At 74.3% G+C, this 16,618-nt stretch carries 17 protein-coding genes and 1 pseudogene; 6 read left to right on the plus strand and 12 right to left on the minus strand.

Translation table 11 applies throughout. The features are described from left to right. The first annotated feature begins 90 nt into the window (after positions 1-90). Positions 91-681: a TetR/AcrR family transcriptional regulator C-terminal ligand-binding domain-containing protein gene (locus AB0G32_RS35505; RefSeq protein ID WP_361173297.1), complete on the plus strand. Its 591-nt coding sequence runs from the start codon at positions 91-93 to the stop codon at positions 679-681. A 61-nt stretch (positions 682-742) separates the two neighbouring features. On the opposite strand, the gene AB0G32_RS35510 is transcribed toward AB0G32_RS35505, so the two are convergent. Together AB0G32_RS35510 and AB0G32_RS35515 are read right to left on the minus strand one after the other, a co-directional pair. Next, the gene (locus tag AB0G32_RS35510) at positions 743-1,564 is read right to left on the minus strand and encodes an SAM-dependent methyltransferase (protein ID WP_361173300.1); all 822 of its coding nucleotides are present in this window, start codon (positions 1,562-1,564) and stop codon (positions 743-745) included. 98 nt (positions 1,565-1,662) lie between these two features. Next, positions 1,663-2,448, minus strand: a complete 786-nt coding sequence (locus AB0G32_RS35515; protein WP_361173303.1) for a helix-turn-helix transcriptional regulator — start codon at positions 2,446-2,448, stop codon at positions 1,663-1,665. An 86-nt stretch (positions 2,449-2,534) separates the two neighbouring features. Here AB0G32_RS35515 and AB0G32_RS35520 point away from each other — a divergent pair, with 86 nt between their 5' ends. The 3 genes from AB0G32_RS35520 to AB0G32_RS35530 all read left to right on the plus strand — a co-directional run bounded on the left by AB0G32_RS35520 (position 2,535) and on the right by AB0G32_RS35530 (position 4,668). Further along, positions 2,535-3,326 (plus strand): sulfite exporter TauE/SafE family protein, encoded by a 792-nt coding sequence (locus tag AB0G32_RS35520; RefSeq protein WP_361173306.1) that lies wholly within the window; start codon positions 2,535-2,537, stop codon positions 3,324-3,326. Positions 3,327-3,414: 88 nt separating this feature from the next. Then, positions 3,415-4,398, plus strand: a complete 984-nt coding sequence (locus tag AB0G32_RS35525) for a TIGR03557 family F420-dependent LLM class oxidoreductase (RefSeq protein ID WP_361173309.1) — start codon at positions 3,415-3,417, stop codon at positions 4,396-4,398. 183 nt (positions 4,399-4,581) lie between these two features. Next, the gene (locus tag AB0G32_RS35530; RefSeq protein ID WP_361173346.1) at positions 4,582-4,668 is read left to right on the plus strand and encodes an epoxide hydrolase N-terminal domain-containing protein; all 87 of its coding nucleotides are present in this window, start codon (positions 4,582-4,584) and stop codon (positions 4,666-4,668) included. Between the two features lie 208 nt (positions 4,669-4,876). Here AB0G32_RS35530 and gap read toward each other — a convergent pair whose 3' ends face one another. The 5 genes from gap to AB0G32_RS35555 form a co-directional block, all read right to left on the minus strand. Then, entirely contained in the window at positions 4,877-5,875 is a 999-nt protein-coding gene (gap, locus tag AB0G32_RS35535) for a type I glyceraldehyde-3-phosphate dehydrogenase (protein ID WP_361173312.1), read from the minus strand. Between the two features lie 107 nt (positions 5,876-5,982). Next, on the minus strand, positions 5,983-6,939 hold the full coding sequence (locus tag AB0G32_RS35540; protein ID WP_361173315.1) for a helix-turn-helix domain-containing protein: 957 nt from the start codon (positions 6,937-6,939) through the stop codon (positions 5,983-5,985). A gap of 31 nt (positions 6,940-6,970) precedes the next feature. Continuing rightward, positions 6,971-7,204, minus strand: a complete 234-nt coding sequence (locus AB0G32_RS35545; RefSeq protein WP_361173318.1) for a non-oxidative hydroxyarylic acid decarboxylases subunit D — start codon at positions 7,202-7,204, stop codon at positions 6,971-6,973. Positions 7,205-7,240: 36 nt separating this feature from the next. Next, on the minus strand, positions 7,241-8,665 hold the full coding sequence (locus tag AB0G32_RS35550; protein WP_361173321.1) for a non-oxidative hydroxyarylic acid decarboxylases subunit C: 1,425 nt from the start codon (positions 8,663-8,665) through the stop codon (positions 7,241-7,243). A 28-nt stretch (positions 8,666-8,693) separates the two neighbouring features. After that, a complete protein-coding gene (locus tag AB0G32_RS35555) occupies positions 8,694-9,272 on the minus strand; it encodes a non-oxidative hydroxyarylic acid decarboxylases subunit B (RefSeq protein ID WP_361173324.1) in 579 nt (192 codons plus the stop codon). Positions 9,273-9,390: 118 nt separating this feature from the next. Here AB0G32_RS35555 and AB0G32_RS35560 point away from each other — a divergent pair, with 118 nt between their 5' ends. Beyond that, complete coding sequence (locus AB0G32_RS35560; protein WP_361173327.1) at positions 9,391-10,266, plus strand: AraC family transcriptional regulator; 876 nt, start codon at positions 9,391-9,393, stop codon at positions 10,264-10,266. A gap of 3 nt (positions 10,267-10,269) precedes the next feature. On the opposite strand, the gene AB0G32_RS35565 is transcribed toward AB0G32_RS35560, so the two are convergent. The 4 genes from AB0G32_RS35565 to manD are packed head-to-tail and all read right to left on the minus strand — an operon-like array spanning position 10,270 to position 15,447. Beyond that, positions 10,270-11,346 carry an L-idonate 5-dehydrogenase gene (locus AB0G32_RS35565; RefSeq protein WP_361173331.1) on the minus strand — a complete coding sequence of 359 codons (1,077 nt, stop codon included), beginning with the start codon at positions 11,344-11,346 and terminating at the stop codon, positions 10,270-10,272. Then, entirely contained in the window at positions 11,343-12,737 is a 1,395-nt protein-coding gene (locus tag AB0G32_RS35570; protein ID WP_361173334.1) for an MFS transporter, read from the minus strand. Before AB0G32_RS35570 ends, AB0G32_RS35565 begins: the two co-directional genes overlap by 4 nt. A 50-nt stretch (positions 12,738-12,787) precedes the next feature. Next, positions 12,788-14,242, minus strand: a complete 1,455-nt coding sequence (locus AB0G32_RS35575) for a mannitol dehydrogenase family protein (protein WP_361173337.1) — start codon at positions 14,240-14,242, stop codon at positions 12,788-12,790. After that, positions 14,239-15,447: a D-mannonate dehydratase ManD gene (gene manD, locus AB0G32_RS35580; protein WP_361173340.1), complete on the minus strand. Its 1,209-nt coding sequence runs from the start codon at positions 15,445-15,447 to the stop codon at positions 14,239-14,241. Before manD ends, AB0G32_RS35575 begins: the two co-directional genes overlap by 4 nt. 91 nt (positions 15,448-15,538) lie before the next feature. On the opposite strand from manD, the gene AB0G32_RS35585 reads away from it, so the two are divergent. Further along, positions 15,539-16,252, plus strand: coding sequence for a GntR family transcriptional regulator (locus AB0G32_RS35585; RefSeq protein ID WP_361173343.1), 714 nt, complete (start codon positions 15,539-15,541; stop codon positions 16,250-16,252). A 26-nt stretch (positions 16,253-16,278) separates the two neighbouring features. Here AB0G32_RS35585 and AB0G32_RS35590 read toward each other — a convergent pair. Continuing rightward, positions 16,279-16,618: pseudogene (locus AB0G32_RS35590) on the minus strand (hypothetical protein); the annotation flags it as partial.

Here is a 16,618-nt window from a genome sequence, read left to right on the forward strand (position 1 = left end):
ATCTCAATCACTGACGCGAAAATCTCGCGTTAGCCAGAAGCTACACCCACCTCCCGGTCTAACGCGAATGACTCGCGATAGACTGGTGTCATGACACAGGCGGTGGGAGTGACCCGGCCCGGCGGCAGATCGGCCCGGACCCGGGCGGCGGTGCATGCCGCCGTGCGGTCGCTGCTGGACGAGTCGGCGGACGGCACGGTGGCGGTGGCGGAGGTCGCGCGGCGTTCCGGCGTGCACACCGCCACCATCTACCGGCGCTGGCGCGACCCCGAGGGACTGGTCCTGGACACCCTGTTCGAGGAGCTGAGCCATCGCTCGCCGCTGCCGGTCACCGGTGATCTCCGCGGTGACCTGCTCACGTACACCCGCCGGCTGCTGGCCGACCTTCAGGCGCCCGGCAACCGGGTCCTCGTCCGGGCGATCGCCGCCGCGGTCCGCACCGGCGGCCTCTCCGGCCTGGCCGGCTTCGCCGAGCCGCGGGTACGCCAGGTCGAGGAGGTCCTCGCCGCGAGCGGGACCACCGAGATCGGCTTCCTCGACGTGGGTGAACTGATACTGGCCCCGGCCTACGCGCACGCCCTGCTGGGCGCGCCGCTCACCGCCGAGGCGGACGCCGAACGTCTGGTGGACAACCTCGTCGCCGTACTCGAGAGGCGCCGGTCACGAAAGGCCGGGAGGTAGCGGACCGGCCGGACTCAGCGGCCGGGCACCGACCGGGGCGCGACCGGTGCGCCCCCGCAGGTCACCGTGTCCGGGCCACCCCCGCGTACATCGCGCTGACGAAACCCGCCTCCTGGCCGGCGACCGGTTCGCCCAGTTCCGGGTGCCACTGTTCGGCGAGCACCACGCCCGGCGCGACGAGTTCCAGTCCCGTGAAGAACCGGGTGAACGCGGCCCGGTCGCGCGGGGCCAGGGTGAGTCCGCCGGCCTTGTACCTGCTGTCGGCCTCGCGGGCGATCCGCGCCGAGTGGAAGTCGGTGGTGATGTGCGAGAGGGTCAGGCAACTCCCCGGCGCCAGCGCGTCCGTCAGCCGCTCCACCACCGTGCGGGCCCCGTCCGCGTCGCTGAGGAAGTGCAGCAGCGCGATCATCGACAGAGCCACCGGCCGGCCGAAGTCCAGCACCTCCCCGGCGCGCTGGAGAATCACCTCCGGGTCGCGGGCGTCGGCCTGCACGTAGTCGATGGCGCCCTCGGCGCTGCCGCGCAGCAGCGCCTCCGCGTGCGCCAGGACGATCGGGTCGTGGTCGCAGTAGACGACGCGGGCCTCGGGCGCCACCCGCTGCGCCACCTGGTGCAGGTTGGGCTCGGTCGGTATCCCGGCGCCGATGTCGAGGAACTGCCTGATGCCCTGGGCCGCCGCCCAGTGGGTGGCCCGCCGCATGAAGGCCCGGTTGATTCTGGTGATCAGGGGGATGTTCGGCTCCAGCGCCATCAGTTGCCGGCCCATCGCCTCGTCGACCGGGTAGTTGTCCTTGCCGCCCAGGAACCAGTCGTACATGCGCGCCGGATGCGGCCGGCCGGTGTCGATCCGGGGTGCCTCGGGCGAGTCGTCCGGTGCGGACATCGTGAACTCCTGGGACGCGGGACGTGGACGGTGGCCGACGTGGCGTCAGCTTAGGGAAGTTGGCGGGCGGGTGTGGGCGATCCGCCTACCGGGCGCGGTCACGGCCGCGGGCCGCCGCCGGTCCGGCTCGCGGTGAACCGGGAGGGCGGGGCGCCGAAGGCGCGGGTGAACGCGGCCGTGAAGGCGGCGGGGGAGGCGTAGCCCAGCCGGCCCGCGACCTCGCTGACCGACGAGGTGCGCAGCAGCGGTACGGCGGCCAGCAGCCGGGCGCGGGACCGCCAGCCGGCCGGACTGTCACCGGTCTCCGCGCGAAACCGCCGGGTGAAGGCCCGCTCGCTCATGGCCACCCGGGCCGCCCACTCGGCGTTGCCGACCCCCGCGTCCGGCGCGTCCAGGTACGCACGGCACAGCGCCGCCAGGTCGGCGGCGGCGGGGACCGGGACGTGGAACGGCAGCGGGGCGAGGGCGGCGATCTCGTACAGCAGCAGCGCGGCGACGGCCCCCTCCCGCCCGGCCACGCGGTAGTCGGGACCGAACTCGGCGCTGGTCAGCAGCAGTTCGCGGAGCAGGGCCGGGACGTCCACCACCATGCAGGTGGCCGGCCACCAGGGGACGGCGCCCGGTTCGACGTACAGGCTCCGGGTGCTCACGTCCAGCATGCGGACCCGGTGCCGGGTGGCGGGCGGGATCAGGACCGCGCGGTCCGGCGGCACCGTCCAGCTGCCCTCGGCGGTGTCGACGACCATGACACCGGTCGCGCCGTGCAGGAACTGCGCGCGCCGGTGCTCGTGCCAGTCCAGCAGGTGGCCGGGCGGATAGTCGGTGGCGATCGGCAGGACGGCCAGGTCGAGATGGTCGACGTCGGCCAGGGGAATGTTGCGCACCCTCACCACCGTACTGGCCGGGACGCGAAGGAATCGGGCCGACTTTCGCATGCGGGACACGCGGGTGGGCTGATGGGGTGGATGCCATGAGTCTTGTGGTGCTGGTCGGTATCGGGGTCCTCACCGGGCTGACCACGGTGTTGTTCGGGTTCGGCGGCGGGTTCGTCGCGGTGCCGGTGGTGGTGTGGGCCGATGCCGCGCTCGGCGCGGACGCCATGCGGGTGGCGACGGCCACCTCGGCGCTGGTGATGGTGGTGAACGCGGGGTTCGCGACCGCCGTCACCCCGCGGCGGGTGCTCGCCGCCCTGCGTGGCAGCGGCGTCCTGCTGCTCCTGCTCGCCGCCGGCGCCGCGGCCGGCGCGCTCGGCGCCCGCGTCGCCCCGCCCGGCCCGGCCCGCTGGGCGTTCGTCGGGTACGTCGCCCTGACCGTCGTGGACCTGCTGCTGCGCCCCGGCTTCCTGCGCCCGCGCGGGCAGCGGCAGGCCGCCCGCCCCCTGCCGCCGCTGCTCGGCGCGCCGGTCGGCGCGGTCGCCGCCTTCCTCGGGGTGGGCGGCAGCGTCCTGACCGTGCCCGCGCTGCGCCGGGCCGGACACCCCATGCGGGTGGCGACCGCGCTGGCCAACCCGCTCACCGTCGTCATCGCCCTCCCGGCCGCCGTCGTCGCGCTGTCCGGCCCGGCGCTCGCGGCGGACCCGGGCGCGCACCAGCGGCTGGTGGGTCTGGTCGACCCGGTGGCCGCCGCGGCGCTGCTGCTCGGCGCGCTGCCGGTGATCGCCGTCCTGCGCCGGCGCCCGCCGCGCATCCCGGACCGGGTGCACTCCTGGGCGTACGTCGCACTGCTCGCCCTGGTGGCGGTGGCGATGCTGCCCCGGGGCTGAGACCCGGGCCGCCATTCGGGCGGAGCCGGTGCACCGCCCCGGTGCTGTCCCACCGGCCGCGCGGACGCCCGGTGTCAGGGTCGGGGGCATGGAAATCGGGTACAAACTGGCCTCGGAGGCGTTCGGTCCGGGGGAACTGATCCGGCAGGCGGTGCGCGCCGAGGCGGCGGGCTTCGACTTCGTCGAGATGAGCGACCACTTCCACCCCTGGCTCGACGTCCAGGGGCACTCCTCCTTCACCTGGACCGTGCTGGGCGCGATCGCGGCCCGCACCGAACGCGTCGGGCTGGTGACCGGGGTGACCTGTCCGACGGTCCGCTATCACCCGGCGATCATCGCGCAGGCCGCGGCGACCCTGGCCCTGGTCTCCGACGGCCGCTTCGTGCTCGGCGTGGGCTCCGGCGAACGGCTCAACGAGCACGTCGTCGGCCGCGGTTTTCCCGACACCGTCCGCGAACGGCACCAACTGCTGCGCGAGGCACTGGAGATCATCCGGCTGCTGTGGCGCGGCGGCTACCGCTCCTACGACGGTGCGCACCTGCGGCTCGCGGACGCCCGGGTCTTCGACCTGCCCGAGCGGCTCCCGCTCATCGCGGTGGCCGCGAGCGGCCCGTACTCGGCGCGCATCGCCGCCGAACTCGGCGACGGCCTGTTCGCCACGGAGGACAAGGCGTCCATCGTCCGGCACTACCGGGTGGCCGGCGGCTCCGGACCCGGCTACGCGGAGGTCCCGATGGCCTGGGCGCCGGACGAGCGCAGCGCCGCGCGAGAGGCCCTGCGCGCCTCCCGCTGGGCGCTGACCGGGTGGAAGGTGATGAGCGAACTCCCCAACCCCGTCAACTTCGACGCGGCCACCACCACCGTGCGCGAGCAGGACATCCTGGCGAAGTTCGCCTGCGGCCCCGACCCGGACCGGTACCTGGCGGCGGCCCAGCGCTACGTCGACGCCGGATTCGACCGCCTGGTGCTCCAGAACGCCGGCCCCGACCCCGACGGCTTCATCGACTTCTACGAGACCGAACTCGCCCAGCCACTGCGCCGCCTGCGCCCCGCCGACCCCGCGACCTCATAGCGCGGGCGTTCGGCCGGTACGTCGAACAGCGGACCGGGGAGTACGAGGCGCTGCTCGCGGTGGCGCGCGGGCCCGAGGACCTGGTCGACATCCTGCTGACCCAGGAGTGGACCGCGGCGAGCCGCGCCGTGCTGGCACGGTTCACCGGCCCGGAGCTGGCCGGCCGGCACCGACCCGGCGGAATTGCGCCGCCTCGTCGCGTACTGGGCCGCCGGCTACGACTGGCGCCGCCACGAAGCCGCCGTCAACGCCCTGCCGATCTGCCGATAGTAGTGCTCACCCACGGCCGGCCCAGCACCTTCCTGGAACTGACCGCCCCGGCCGAGCGGCCGGCCACCCGCGGACTCCCGCACCGTCGTGGTGCCGTCACTGCCCGACTTCGGCTTCTCCCCGCAGCGGCCCGCCCTCACCGCCGCCGAGCAGACCCACGACCTCCGGCACCGCCACCGAGTTCCGCCGCGATCTGCGCTGCCGCCGGTCAGCGGCGGGCGAGGAGTTCGAGCGTGTCGATGACGCGGTTCGAGAAGCCCCACTCGTTGTCGTACCAGGCGACCACCTTGACGTGCCGGCCGTCCACCCGGGTGAGCGCCGAGTCGAAGATCGACGAGGCGGGGTTGCCGGTGATGTCGGAGGAGACCAGCGCCTCCTCCGAGTACTCCAGGACGCCGGAGAGAGGGCCCTCGGCGGCGGCGCGGTACGCCGCCAGGACGTCCTCGCGGGTCACGTCGCGGGCGACGGTCGTGTTCAGCTCGACGATCGAACCGACCGGCACCGGCACCCGGATCGAGTCGCCGGACAGCTTGCCGTCCAGGTTCGGCAGCACCAGCCCGATCGCCTTCGCGGCGCCGGTGGTGGTCGGCACGATGTTCACGGCGGCGGCGCGGGCCCGGCGGGCGTCGCGGTGCGGGCCGTCCTGGAGGTTCTGCTCCTGGGTGTAGGCGTGCACCGTCGTCATGAACCCGTGCTCGATGCCGGCCAGGTCGTCCAGCACCTTGGCCAGCGGCGCCAGCGCGTTGGTCGTGCAGGAGGCGTTGGAGACGATCGTGTGCGACTCGGCGTCGTAGGCATCGGTGTTGACACCGTAGGCGAGGGTGACGTCGGCGCCGTCCGACGGGGCGCTGACCAGCACCTTGCGCGCGCCCGCGTCGAGGTGCGCGCGGGCCGCCTTGGCGGCGGTGAAACGGCCGGTCGCCTCCAGGACGATGTCCACGTCCAGTTCGGCCCAGGGCAGTCGGGCCGGCTCCCGCTCGGCGAGCACCTTGATGCGCCGGCCGTCGACCACGAGGGTGTCCCCGTCCACGGACACCGGACGGCCCAGGCGCCCGGCGGTCGAGTCGTAGGCCAGCAGCCGGGCCAGGCCGGCCGGCTCGGTGAGGTCGTTGACGGCGACGACCTCCAGGGAGCTGTCGCGCTCCAGCAGCGCGCGCAGCGTGTTGCGTCCGATGCGGCCGAATCCGTTGATGGCGATGCGAGTCATGAATATGTCCCTTCCGTTTCGCCACCAGACTCGCCCGGTGAGACGGCCGCCCGCAACGGCGCGAGTGCCAGGGTTCGAAAGTATCGCGCCACCGGCACCCGGCCGGGCTACTCGCCCCGGGCGAAGGTGCGCCGGTAGTCGCTGGGCGTGGTGCCCAGGACCCGCTGGAAGTGCAGCCGCAGATTGGTACCGGTGCCCAGGCCGACATCGGCCGCGATCTGCTCCACGCTGCGCTGCGAGCGCTCCAGCAGCTCCCGGGCCAGGTCCAGGCGGGCCCGCATCACCCACTGCATCGGTGTGTACCCGGTGTCCTCGGCGAACCGCCGGGAGAACGTGCGCGGCGACACCGCCGCGTGCCGGGCGAGTGCCTCCAGGGTGAGGGGTTCGCCCAGCCGGTGCAGCGCCCATTCCCGGGTGGCGGCGAACCGCTCGCCGAGCGGCTCGGGCACACTGCGCGGCACGTACTGCGCCTGGCCGCCGCTGCGGTAGGGCGCGGCGACCAGGCGCCGGGCCGCGTGGTTGGAGGCGGCCACCCCGAGGTCGCCGCGCAGCATGTGCAGGCACAGGTCGATGCCGGAGGCCGCGCCCGCCGAGGTCAGCACCCTGCCCTCGTCGACGAAGAGGACGTTCTCGTCGACCCGGACCAGCGGATGGCGGGCCGCCAGCGCCCGGGTGTAGTGCCAGTGGGTGGTGGCCCGCCGGCCGTCCAGCAGACCGGTGGCGGCCAGCGCGAAGGCGCCGGTGGAGATGGCGGCCAGCCGCGCGCCGCGCGCGTGGGCGGCGACCAGCGCCTCGACCACCGCCGCCGGCGGATCCTCCCGGTCCGGGAACCGGTACCCCGGCACGAAGACGGTCCCCGCCCAGGCGAGCGCGTCGAGACCGTCGGCGACGTGGTACGACAGCCCGTCACCGCCGGAGACCGGACCGGGCCGCGCCCCGCACACCCGTACCTCGTACGGCATGCTCGCGCGGGTGGAGAACACCTGGGCGGGGATGCCGACGTCGAGGGGCTTGGCGCCCTCCAGGACCAGGACGGCGACGCGACGCGGAGGGGAGGCTGACACGGGGGACAGGTTACGCGGGCCCCAGCGGCCCTCAGCGGGCGAGCAGCGGCGGCACCGCCGGTACCTCCGAGGCCGCCGCGATGTCCTCGGCGGTCATCCGGAACCGCGCCGGGTAGGCGTCGGGGCTGGTGCGGCGGGCGGGTTCGGTGGTGCGCCACATGTAGAGGCACCGGGCGCACTGGAGCACGTCCCACACACCGGGCACGGGGGAGTGCGCGACGGTACGGACGCGGTCGTCGGAGCAGCGGGGGCAGAGCGCGGACATCAGGGGGTGGTCCTTTCCGGTCCGGGGGGGAATGGCTCAGCGGGTGGCGAGCAGGGTGCGCAGCCGCGCGGCCCACTCGGCGGTCTCGGGCAGGTCCTTGACGGGCGTGCTGAAGTTCCCGCGCAGGTCGGGGGCGACCGGGGTCGTCGCGTCGATGATCATCTTGCTGGTGACGCCGGCCGGCTGGGAGGCGGGGGCGAGTTCGACGACCGACAGGTTCGGCAGCACCAGGACGTCCTCCTTCGGGTTCACCTTGGCCGACTGCGCCCACATGACCTGCGGCAGGTCGAACGGGTCCACGTCCTCGTCGACGAGGATGACCTGGGAGACGTATCCGAGGCCGTGCGGGGTGGTCATGGCGCGCATGCCGACCGCCTTGGCGAAACCGCCGTACCGCTTGGCCGTGGAGATGATGACCAGCAGGCCGTGGGTGTACATCGCGTTGACCGCGCGCACCTCCGGGAACTCGGCGCGCAGCTGCTTCAGCAGCGGCACGCTGGTGTTCGGGCCGACCAGGTAGTCGCACTCGGTCCACGGCATGCCGAGGTACAGCGACTCGAAGACCGGCCGGGAGCGGTACGAGATCCGCTCGACGCGGATGACGGGCATCCGCCGGCCGCCCGAGTAGTGCCCGGTGAACTCGCCGAACGGGCCCTCGATCTGCCGCACCCGGGACTCGACGACGCCCTCGATCACCACCTCGGCGCCCCACGGGACGTCCAGGCCGGTGTGCGGCGCGGTGGCGATCGGCATCGGCGCGCCGCGCAGCGCGCCCGCCATCTCGTACTCGGACTGGTCGTAGCGCAGCGGCATGCCCGCCACGATCGGGACCACCGGGTCGTTGCCGAGGGTGATGGCGACCGGCAGGTCCTCGCCGCGCTCCTCGGCGGTGCGCAGGTGCTGGGCGATGTCGTGCACCGGCACCGGCTGGAGGGCGAGCCGGTCGCGGCCGATGACCTCCATGCGGTACGTGCCCAGGTTCTGCTTGCCGAAGTGGTCCGGGTCGGCCGGGTCCCGGGAGACCACGGCGGCCTTGTCGAGGTAGAAGCCGCCGTCGCCGTCGTTGAGGCGGAACAGCGGCAGGACGGCGAAGAGGTCCACGTCGTCGCCGGCGAGGGTGTTCTCCTGCCAGGGCGCCCGCGCGCGCCGCTCGGGCGGGACGGGGAAGGCGTCCCAGCGGCGGGCGAACTCCTCGACCTGCTCGCGCGGCGAGGTCTCCTTCGGCAGCCCGAGGGCGAGGGCGTGGTTGCGCCAGGAGCCGTGCACGTTCATCGCGATCCGGGCGTCGGTGAAGCCCTTGACCCGGTCGAACCACAGCGCGGGCGCCCCGTCGCCGATCCGGCCCGCGGCGTTGGCCGCCGCCGCGATGTCCGGCTCCGGCAGCACCTCGTCCGGTATCCGCAGCAGCTGTCCCTCCTTCTCCAGGGTGTCGAGGAACGAGCGCAGATCGTCGTAGGGCATGGGTCTCCTCCAGTGCGGCGGGGCGGGTTCAGGACGCGCGGGCGGCGCGCAGGCCGGTCCAGCGGCGGGCGCCGGTGGCGGGCAGGTCGAGCTGGTCCAGGACGCGGGAGACGATGTGCTCCACGACGTCGTCGACGGTGGCCGGCCGGTTGTAGAAGGCGGGCATCGGCGGGACGATCCGCGCCCCCATCCGGGACAGCGCCAGCATGTTCTCCAGATGGATCTCGCTGAGCGGCGTCTCGCGGGGAACCAGCACCAGCGGCCGGCGCTCCTTCAGCGTCACGTCCGCCGCCCGGCCCACCAGGCCGTCCGCGTAACCGGCGCGGATGCCGGCCAGCGTCTTCATCGAGCAGGGGATCACCACCATGCCGTCCGTCCGGAACGAACCGGAGGAGATGGAGGCGCCCTGGTCCTCGGGCGAGTGCGCCACATCGGCCAGCGCGGCCACCTCCCGCATGGTGCGGCCGGTCTCCAGCTCGACGGTGGCGCGCGCCCAGCGGCTCGCGACGAAGTGGGTCTCCACGTCCGGCAGTCCGGCCAGCCGCTCCAGCAGCCGCACCCCGAAGGGCGCGCCGGTGGCCCCCGTCATCGCCACGATCACCCGCACGGCACACCTGTTCCTTTTCGGTCAGCTTCCGGTCCGTTCCCCGTCCACGCTAGGAGCCGTTCCTGGCCCGAGCCGGTACGCTGGGGACAGCTGATGGGGAAAAACGGACAGGTGTGCCATGGCTGCCACGATCACCGACGTCGCCTACCGGCCCGCGCTGAGCGCGCCGATCGGCATGGACGTGGTCGACTTCGCGGAACTGCGGGAGCGCGGCCGGCGCCGCGGCATCGACCTGTCCGGCCCGCAGCGCCCCGACTTCCACCACCTCATCCACGTGCACCCGGACTCCGCGCCGCTGCCGCACACCGTGGACTTCACCCGGTACGTCGTCCCGCCCGGCGGCTGGCTGTGGGTGCGCCCCGGACAGGTCCACCAGTACGGCGCCGGGCCGGAGGGGCCGTGGGAGATCGCCGGCGGGGACATCGTGATCTGGCGCCCCGGCTTCGTCCCGGACGACCCGCCGGACACCGCGGGCCCCGTCGTCCCGGCCGGCCCGCGCGCCCGGCCGGTGGACCTGGCCCGGGCCCATCTGGTCGCCGAGTACGCGGACCTGGGCACCATGCCGCTGGAGGCGCACAACAAGGCGCTGCGGATGCTGCTCGCCGTGCTGCTGCTGCGGCTGGCGCACGCCGCACCGCGGGAGACGGCCGCCGAGCGGGCGGCCGGGAACGGTCCCTTCCCCCGCTTCCGGGCCGCCGTCGAACGGGACTTCACCCGCACCCACCGCGTCGCCGACTACGCCGCCGCCCTCGGCTACAGCGTGCGCACCCTCACGCGCGCGGTGCACGCCGCGACCGGGACGAGCGCCAAGGCGTACCTCGACGCCCGGATCGTGCTGGAGGCCAAACGCCTCCTCGTGCACACCGACGGCACCGCCGCCGACGTGGCCCGCCACCTCGGCTTCGCCGACCCCAGCGACTTCGGCGCGTTCTTCCGCCGGCACGACGGGCGCACCCCGCTGGAGTTCCGGGCGGCCGCCCGGGGGACGGCCTGAACCTCAGCCGCCCGCCCCGGCGCCGGACAGCTCCAGCATCACCTTGCCGCTGCCACTGCCCGGATCGGCGGCGACCGACAGCGCCTGCGCGGCCCGCGCCAGCGGGAACCGGTGGGTGATCAGCGGCCGTACGTCCACGCCGTCCCGCAGGGCGCGCAGCGCGTCGTCGATCTCCTCGACGAAGCGGTACGAGCCCGTCCAGGTGATCTCGCGGGTCACCAGGTCACCGAGGACGGCGGCGACGGCCGTCCCCGGCAGATTGCCGACCTGGACCAGGGTGCCGCCGCGGGCGGTGGCCCGCAGTACCGCGCCGAGCGCCGCCGGGGCGCCGGACGCCTCGAAGACCACGTCCACGTCCTCGGGCAGCGCCTCGCCACGGGAGAGGTCACGGGTCTCGGCCGCGCCCATCGCACGGGCCACGGCGAGCGCGGCGGGCGACAGGTCGGCGGCGAGCACGGCACCGGCGCCCCGGTACCGGGCGGCGGCCACCACCAGGGAGCCGATCGGCCCGGCGCCGTTCACCAGCACCGTCCGGCCGCGCAGGTCGGGGACCCGGCCCACCGCGTGCAGGGCCACCGCGAACGGCTCCGCCAGCGCGCCCTGCTCGGTGTCCACCCCGTCCGGCAGCGGCCTGACCTGGTCGGCGTCGACCACCCGGTACTCGCTGAACCCGCCGTCGGTGTGCGGGGTGAACGCCGCCGAGCCGAAGTAACGGACCCGCGGCCAGAGGTTCGTCCGGCCCGCGATCCGCTCCGGCAGCACACCGTCACCGACCGGCCGGGCCGGGTGCACGGTCACCGGCAGCCCCTCGGACAGGCCGGTGACACCCGCGCCGAGGCCGGCGATCCGGCCCGCGACCTCGTGGCCGAGCACCAGCGGATGGGCCAGCGCGGCGGTGCCGGACGCGCCCTTCTTCCAGTACGCGAGGTCCGAGCCGCAGATGCCGCCCCACTCCAGGGCGAGCAGCACCTGCCCGGGGCCGGGCACCGGGCGCGGCCGGGTGTCGACGCGCACGTCCCCCGCGCCGTGCACCACGACGGCCCGCATGGTCTTCCGGCCGGTGGCGGTGGTGGCGGTCATACGGCGTCCTCCAGGCGGACCAGGTCGCGGCCGCGGGTCTCGGGCGCGAGGTACGCGCTGACGAAGGTGATGAGTGAGTACACGACGAGCATCGCGGCGATGGGCCACCAACTGCCGGTGACGGCGGTGAGGGTGGCAGCCAGGACCGGGCCGATCGCGGTGGCGAGGATGCCGCCGATCTCCTTGGCGAGGGCGAGCTGGGTGAACCGGGTGCGGGCGCCGAAGAGTTCGGCCATCGTCACGCTCTCCAGCGAGAACAGCCCCAGCACACCGACGTTGAGGCCGAGCACCATGCCGGCCATCACCCCGGCCGTGCTGCCGGACGCGATCAGGAACAGCACCGGGAAGGCGAGGACGGCGGTCAGCAGCGTGAGCGCCAGGTAGAGCACCCGGCGCCCGATCCGGTCGCCGAGCAGCCCGACCAGCGGCACGGTGGCGAACCCGGCCAGCGAGCCGTACACGATCGCGTCGGTGGGCACGGACCGGCCGACGGCCAGGTTGGTGGCGATGTAGCCGACCAGGAACGTCTGGATCACACCGGAGTTGCCGGCCTGTCCGAAGCGCAGCCCGAGGGCGAGGAAGAACGCCTTGCCCTTGCGCTGCCGGACCCCGGCCGCCAGCCCGTTCTCCGGCCCCTGGCCGGGACCGGCGATGACCGCCTCCACCTCGTCGCGGGCCAGCGCCACACCGTCCACCACGTCGGCGCGCTGCTCGAAGACGGGGCTCTCCTTCAGGCCGCGGCGCAGCCAGACCGCGAAGATCATCAGGGCGAAGCTGAGCAGGAACGGCAGCCGCCAGCCCCAGGAGAGCAACTGGTCCTCGCTGAGCACGGACAGCAGCACGGCCCACAGCCCGGAGGCGGCGAGCGTCCCGGAGTTGGTGCCCAGCGACACCAGCGAGGAGATCAGGCCGCGCCGCCTGGCGGGGGCGTACTCGGCCAGCAGCACCGTCGCGCCGGCGATCTCGGCGCCCGCGCCGAACCCCTGGACCAGGCGCAGCACGACCAGCAGCACCGGCGCCATGACGCCGATGGTGGCGTAGGTGGGCAGGACCCCGATCAGCGTGGTCGAGGCGCCCATCAACAGGATGGTCAGGAAGAGGACCTTCTTGCGGCCGATCCGGTCGCCCATCCGCCCGAAGTAGACGGCGCCGGCCAGCCGGGCGACGTAGCCCACGCCGTAGGTGGCCATCGCGGCGATCAGGCCGATGGCGGGGCTGACGTCCGGGAAGAAGAGCTTGTTGAAGACGATCGCGGCGGCCAGCGAGTAGAGCTGGAAGTCCATGAACTCCATGGCCGTGCCCAGCCAGCCCGAGACGGCGGCTCTGGCCAGGTCGCCCGTGGTGCGCCGCGCGGGACGGGTCTGCTCCGCGGTGACGGCACTGTCCTTCATCGTGAACTCCGTTGTTCGGTGGCGGTGTAGCGGTTGCGTGGGCAGGCGGTTCAGAGCTCGACGCGCCCGGCCCGCAGCGCCGGCAGCCGGTCGGCGACGGCCGTGACCAGGGCGGTGTCGTCGGCCAGGTCCGCCGCGCCGACGGCCCGCAGCAGCGCGGCCACCGTCCGGGCGGGCCGGGCCCCGGTCTCCCAGCCGGCGGCCGGCGTCCCGGCCGCCGGGCCGGACCCGCCGGGCGCGCCGGGCCGGGTGCCGTACGCCCAGGCGGCGAGCGCGAGGGCGAGCACCGGGGTGTCCGCGCCGGCCGCGCGCAGCTCCCGCAGGGCGGGCAGCCAGCGCTCGGTGATCTTCAGCGAGGCGTCGGAGCCGATCTGGTCCAGCCGGTGCCGCATCGCCGGGTTGCGGAACCGCGCGACGAGGTCGGCCGCGTAGGCCGCCGGATCGGGACCGCCGGCCGGCAGGGTGGGGGCGACCTCCGCGCACAGCGCCCGGACCAGCCGCTCGCCCCAGTCCGTCGCCATCGCGTCGGCGACGGTGCCGTGGCCGGTGGCGAGGCCCAGGTGGGCCAGGGCCGAGTGGGCGCCGTTCAGCAGCCGCAACTTGGTGAGCTGGTAGGGGGCGGCGTCCGGCACGAACCGGGCGCCGTCCCGCTCCCACGGCGGCCGGGGCGCGGCGAAGGCGTCCTCCAGCACCCACTGGCGGTAGGGCTCGCCGGCCACGGTCAGCGCGTCGTCGAGGCCGAGCGCGGCGCGGGCGGCGGCCCGGTCGGCCGGGCCCGTGGCCGGCACGATCCGGTCGACGACCGTCGACGGGAAGGCCACCGCGCGCGCCATCCGGTCCAGGACCCGGTCCCGGTCCGGCCAGGCGGCGGCGCGCACGAAGTCGCGGACGACCCGGCCCAGTACGGCGCCGTTGTCCGCCATGTTGTCGCAGGAGACGACGGTGACCGGGGGCGCGCCGGCCCGCATCCGGGCGGCCAGCGAGGTGGCCAGCCGGCCCACCACCGTGCCGAGCGGACCGTCCGGCGCCGCCGCGAGGTCGGCGGCGACCGGCGCCGCGGCCGTGTCCAGACCGCCCGTCCAGGGCGACCGGTGGTACCCCTTCTCGGTCACCGTCAGGGTCACCACCGTCACCTCGGGGTCGGTGAGCAGCGCGTCCACGGCCCCGGCGTCCGGGCCCATCGCCAGGGCGCCGACCACCGCGCCCACCACCCGGCAGGCATCCCCGTCGGGGCGGCGTTCGACGAGCGAGTAGAGACAGTCCTGCGCGCGCAGGGCCCGCACGGTCCCGGCCGAACGCGGCGCCACGGCGGTGATGCCCCAGGGCTCGCCGGACAGCGCGGCGGCGTTCTCGGTGTACAGCGCCTGGTGCGCCCGGTGGAAGGCGCCGAGCCCGAAGTGCACGACGCGGGGGCGCAGCCCGGCCGGGTCCACGGCGGGCCGCAGCGCCGGCGCCAGCCGGGACAGCGCCGTACGGTCCAGGCGGGGAAGGTGCCGGCCGCTCACCAGTCGTGCACCGAACCGTCGAGGCGGCGCGCCACCGGCAGATAACGCCGCCGGTAGGGGAAGCGCTCGGCCGCCTTCTCGTCGTACTCGACGCCGAGACCCGGCGCGTCCGACGGATTGAGGTACCCGTCGGCGAAGGTGACACCGCTGCGGAACACCTCGAAGGTCTCCTCCGCGTGCCCCATGTACTCCTGGATGCCGAAGTTCGGCACCGCCACGTCGAGATGGACGGCGGCGGCCATGGAGACCGGGGAGAGGTCGGTCGCGCCGTGCGAACCGGTGCGTACCTGGTAGAGCGCGGCCAGGTCGAAGATGCGCCGCAGGTGGGTGATGCCGCCCGCGTGCGCCACGGTGGTGCGTACGTAGTCGACGAGTTGCTCGGTGATGAGGTGCTGGACGTCCCAGATCGAGTTCATCACCTCGCCGACCGCGATCGGCGTGGTGGTGTGCTGCCGGATGAGGCGGAACGCCTCCTGGTTCTCCGCCGGGGTCGGGTCCTCCATCCAGAACAGCCGGCAGCTCTCGACGCTCTTGCCGAAGCGGGCCGCCTCGACGGGGGTGAGCCGGTGGTGCACGTCGTGCAGCAGGTGGAAGCCGAAGCCGAACCGCTCGCGGACCGCCTCCAGACAGGCGGGCGCGAACCCGAGGTAGGCCTCGGTGTCCCAGGGCTGCTCGTCGGGCAGGTCGGTGGCGGCGGGCTCGTAGATCTTTCCCTTGCGGACCCCGTAGGTGCCGCCGACGTCCGGCACGGCCGCCTGCGCCCGGACCGCCTTGTAGCCCAGCTCCAGATGGCGTTCGACGTCGTCCAGCAGGGCGGGCACGTCGGTGCCGCTGGCGTGCGAGTAGACCAGCACGCCGTCCCGGGACCGGCCGCCGAGCAACTGGTACACGGGCAGGCCCGCGACCTTGCCCTTGATGTCCCACAGTGCCGTGTCCACGGCCGACACCGCGGTCATCGTGACCGGGCCGCGGCGCCAGTACGCGCCCTTGTAGAGGTACTGCCACATGTCCTCGACCCGGGCCGGGTCCCGGCCGATGAGCACCGGCACCACGTGGTCGCGCAGATAACTGGCGACGGCCAGCTCCCGGCCGTTGAGCGTGGCGTCGCCCAGCCCCGTCACCCCGTCGCTGGTGGTGATGCGCAGCGTGACGAACGTGCGCCCCGGGGAGGAGACGAACACCTCGGCCCGCTCGATTGTGCTCACTTGCGGCTCCATCCTGTCGTGCAGTGCTTGTATACAAGCATCTGTCGCGCAGAGGAGCAATACCCTTTCCGCAGGTACGTAGGATGGGCCCATGCCTCAATCGAACGGGCGGCGGACCAGTCGGCGCGACATCTACCTGAAGCTGCGCCAGCTGGTCCTGACCCTGGAACTCGCCCCGGGCGCCGCCCTGTCGGAGAACGAGCTGGCCGCCTCCCTGGGAGTCAGCCGGACCCCGGTGCGGGAGAGCCTGATCCTGCTCGCGCAGGAGGGGCTGGTGCAGGTGTTCCCGAAGATCGGGTCGTTCGTGTCCCGGGTGGACCCGGCGCAGGTCGCCGACGCCCAGTTCCTGCGCGAGGCGGTGGAGCTGGCCTCCCTGGAGGACCTGCCCGAGCGGCTCGACGCCGGCATCGTCGCGGAACTGCGCGCCAACCTGGCACGCCAGCGCGACGCCGGCCTCGGCCTGGAGGAGTTCTTCGCCCTGGACGAGACGTTCCACCACGACCTGCTGCGGCTGAGCGGCCACGGCAACGCCTGGACCACCGTGGCCGCGGCCAAGGGCCACCTGGACCGGGCCCGCCGGCTGGGCCTGCACGGGCACGAGTCGCCGGCCGTCTTCGCCGACCAGCACCAGGAGATCTTCGCCGCGGTCGAGGGCGGTGACGTGACGCTGGCCCGGGCCCGGATGCGCGACCATCTGCGGGCCGTCTTCAACGACATCGAACGCCTGCGCGCCCAGGCGCCGGAACTGTTCGCCTCGGATCCCGCGACGGTGCCGGTGCGGCGCAGCGTGGTCGTCTGGGAGTGACCCCCGGGCCGCGGGCGGCCCGGGGGTCACTGCTCCGTACTCCCGCTGACACCGACGCCGGTGCAGCGCGCGCCGTCGCCGCCGAGCCCGCCGCCGGTGCCGCCGTCCGGCGGGGCGCCGGCCGCGTGGTGGCCGCAGACCGGCGGCTGCCGCCGGTCCTCGCCGAACCGGTGCCCGGTCACGGCCGCCGGTCGGTGGACGGCGAGGCCGTGGCGGTGGGCGCGGTCGGTTCCTCGGAGGGGCCGGGCGCGGCCGGGGCCGGATCGACGGGCGCCTGGCGCGGGCCGCTGAGTTCGGACGAGGGGCGGGTCCGGACAGCCGGGGGTGGTGGCGGTGGAGAAGTCGGGGGGCGGCGGCACCGGACAA

The sequence above is a fragment of the Streptomyces sp. NPDC023723 genome, assembly GCF_040639815.1.
Classification (GTDB): domain Bacteria; phylum Actinomycetota; class Actinomycetes; order Streptomycetales; family Streptomycetaceae; genus Streptomyces.

Excerpts from the sequence above, each read along its gene's own strand:
- AB0G32_RS35505 (WP_361173297.1), top strand. The coding sequence starts at position 91 with ATGACACAGGCGGTGGGAGTGACCCGGCCCGGCGGCAGATCGGCCCGG.
- AB0G32_RS35510 (WP_361173300.1), bottom strand. The coding sequence starts at position 1,564 with ATGTCCGCACCGGACGACTCGCCCGAGGCACCCCGGATCGACACCGGC.
- AB0G32_RS35520 (WP_361173306.1), top strand. The coding sequence starts at position 2,535 with ATGAGTCTTGTGGTGCTGGTCGGTATCGGGGTCCTCACCGGGCTGACC.
- AB0G32_RS35525 (WP_361173309.1), top strand. The coding sequence starts at position 3,415 with ATGGAAATCGGGTACAAACTGGCCTCGGAGGCGTTCGGTCCGGGGGAA.
- gap (WP_361173312.1), bottom strand. The coding sequence starts at position 5,875 with ATGACTCGCATCGCCATCAACGGATTCGGCCGCATCGGACGCAACACG.
- AB0G32_RS35545 (WP_361173318.1), bottom strand. The coding sequence starts at position 7,204 with ATGTCCGCGCTCTGCCCCCGCTGCTCCGACGACCGCGTCCGTACCGTC.
- AB0G32_RS35550 (WP_361173321.1), bottom strand. The coding sequence starts at position 8,665 with ATGCCCTACGACGATCTGCGCTCGTTCCTCGACACCCTGGAGAAGGAG.
- AB0G32_RS35560 (WP_361173327.1), top strand. The coding sequence starts at position 9,391 with ATGGCTGCCACGATCACCGACGTCGCCTACCGGCCCGCGCTGAGCGCG.
- AB0G32_RS35565 (WP_361173331.1), bottom strand. The coding sequence starts at position 11,346 with ATGACCGCCACCACCGCCACCGGCCGGAAGACCATGCGGGCCGTCGTG.
- AB0G32_RS35570 (WP_361173334.1), bottom strand. The coding sequence starts at position 12,737 with ATGAAGGACAGTGCCGTCACCGCGGAGCAGACCCGTCCCGCGCGGCGC.
- AB0G32_RS35585 (WP_361173343.1), top strand. The coding sequence starts at position 15,539 with ATGCCTCAATCGAACGGGCGGCGGACCAGTCGGCGCGACATCTACCTG.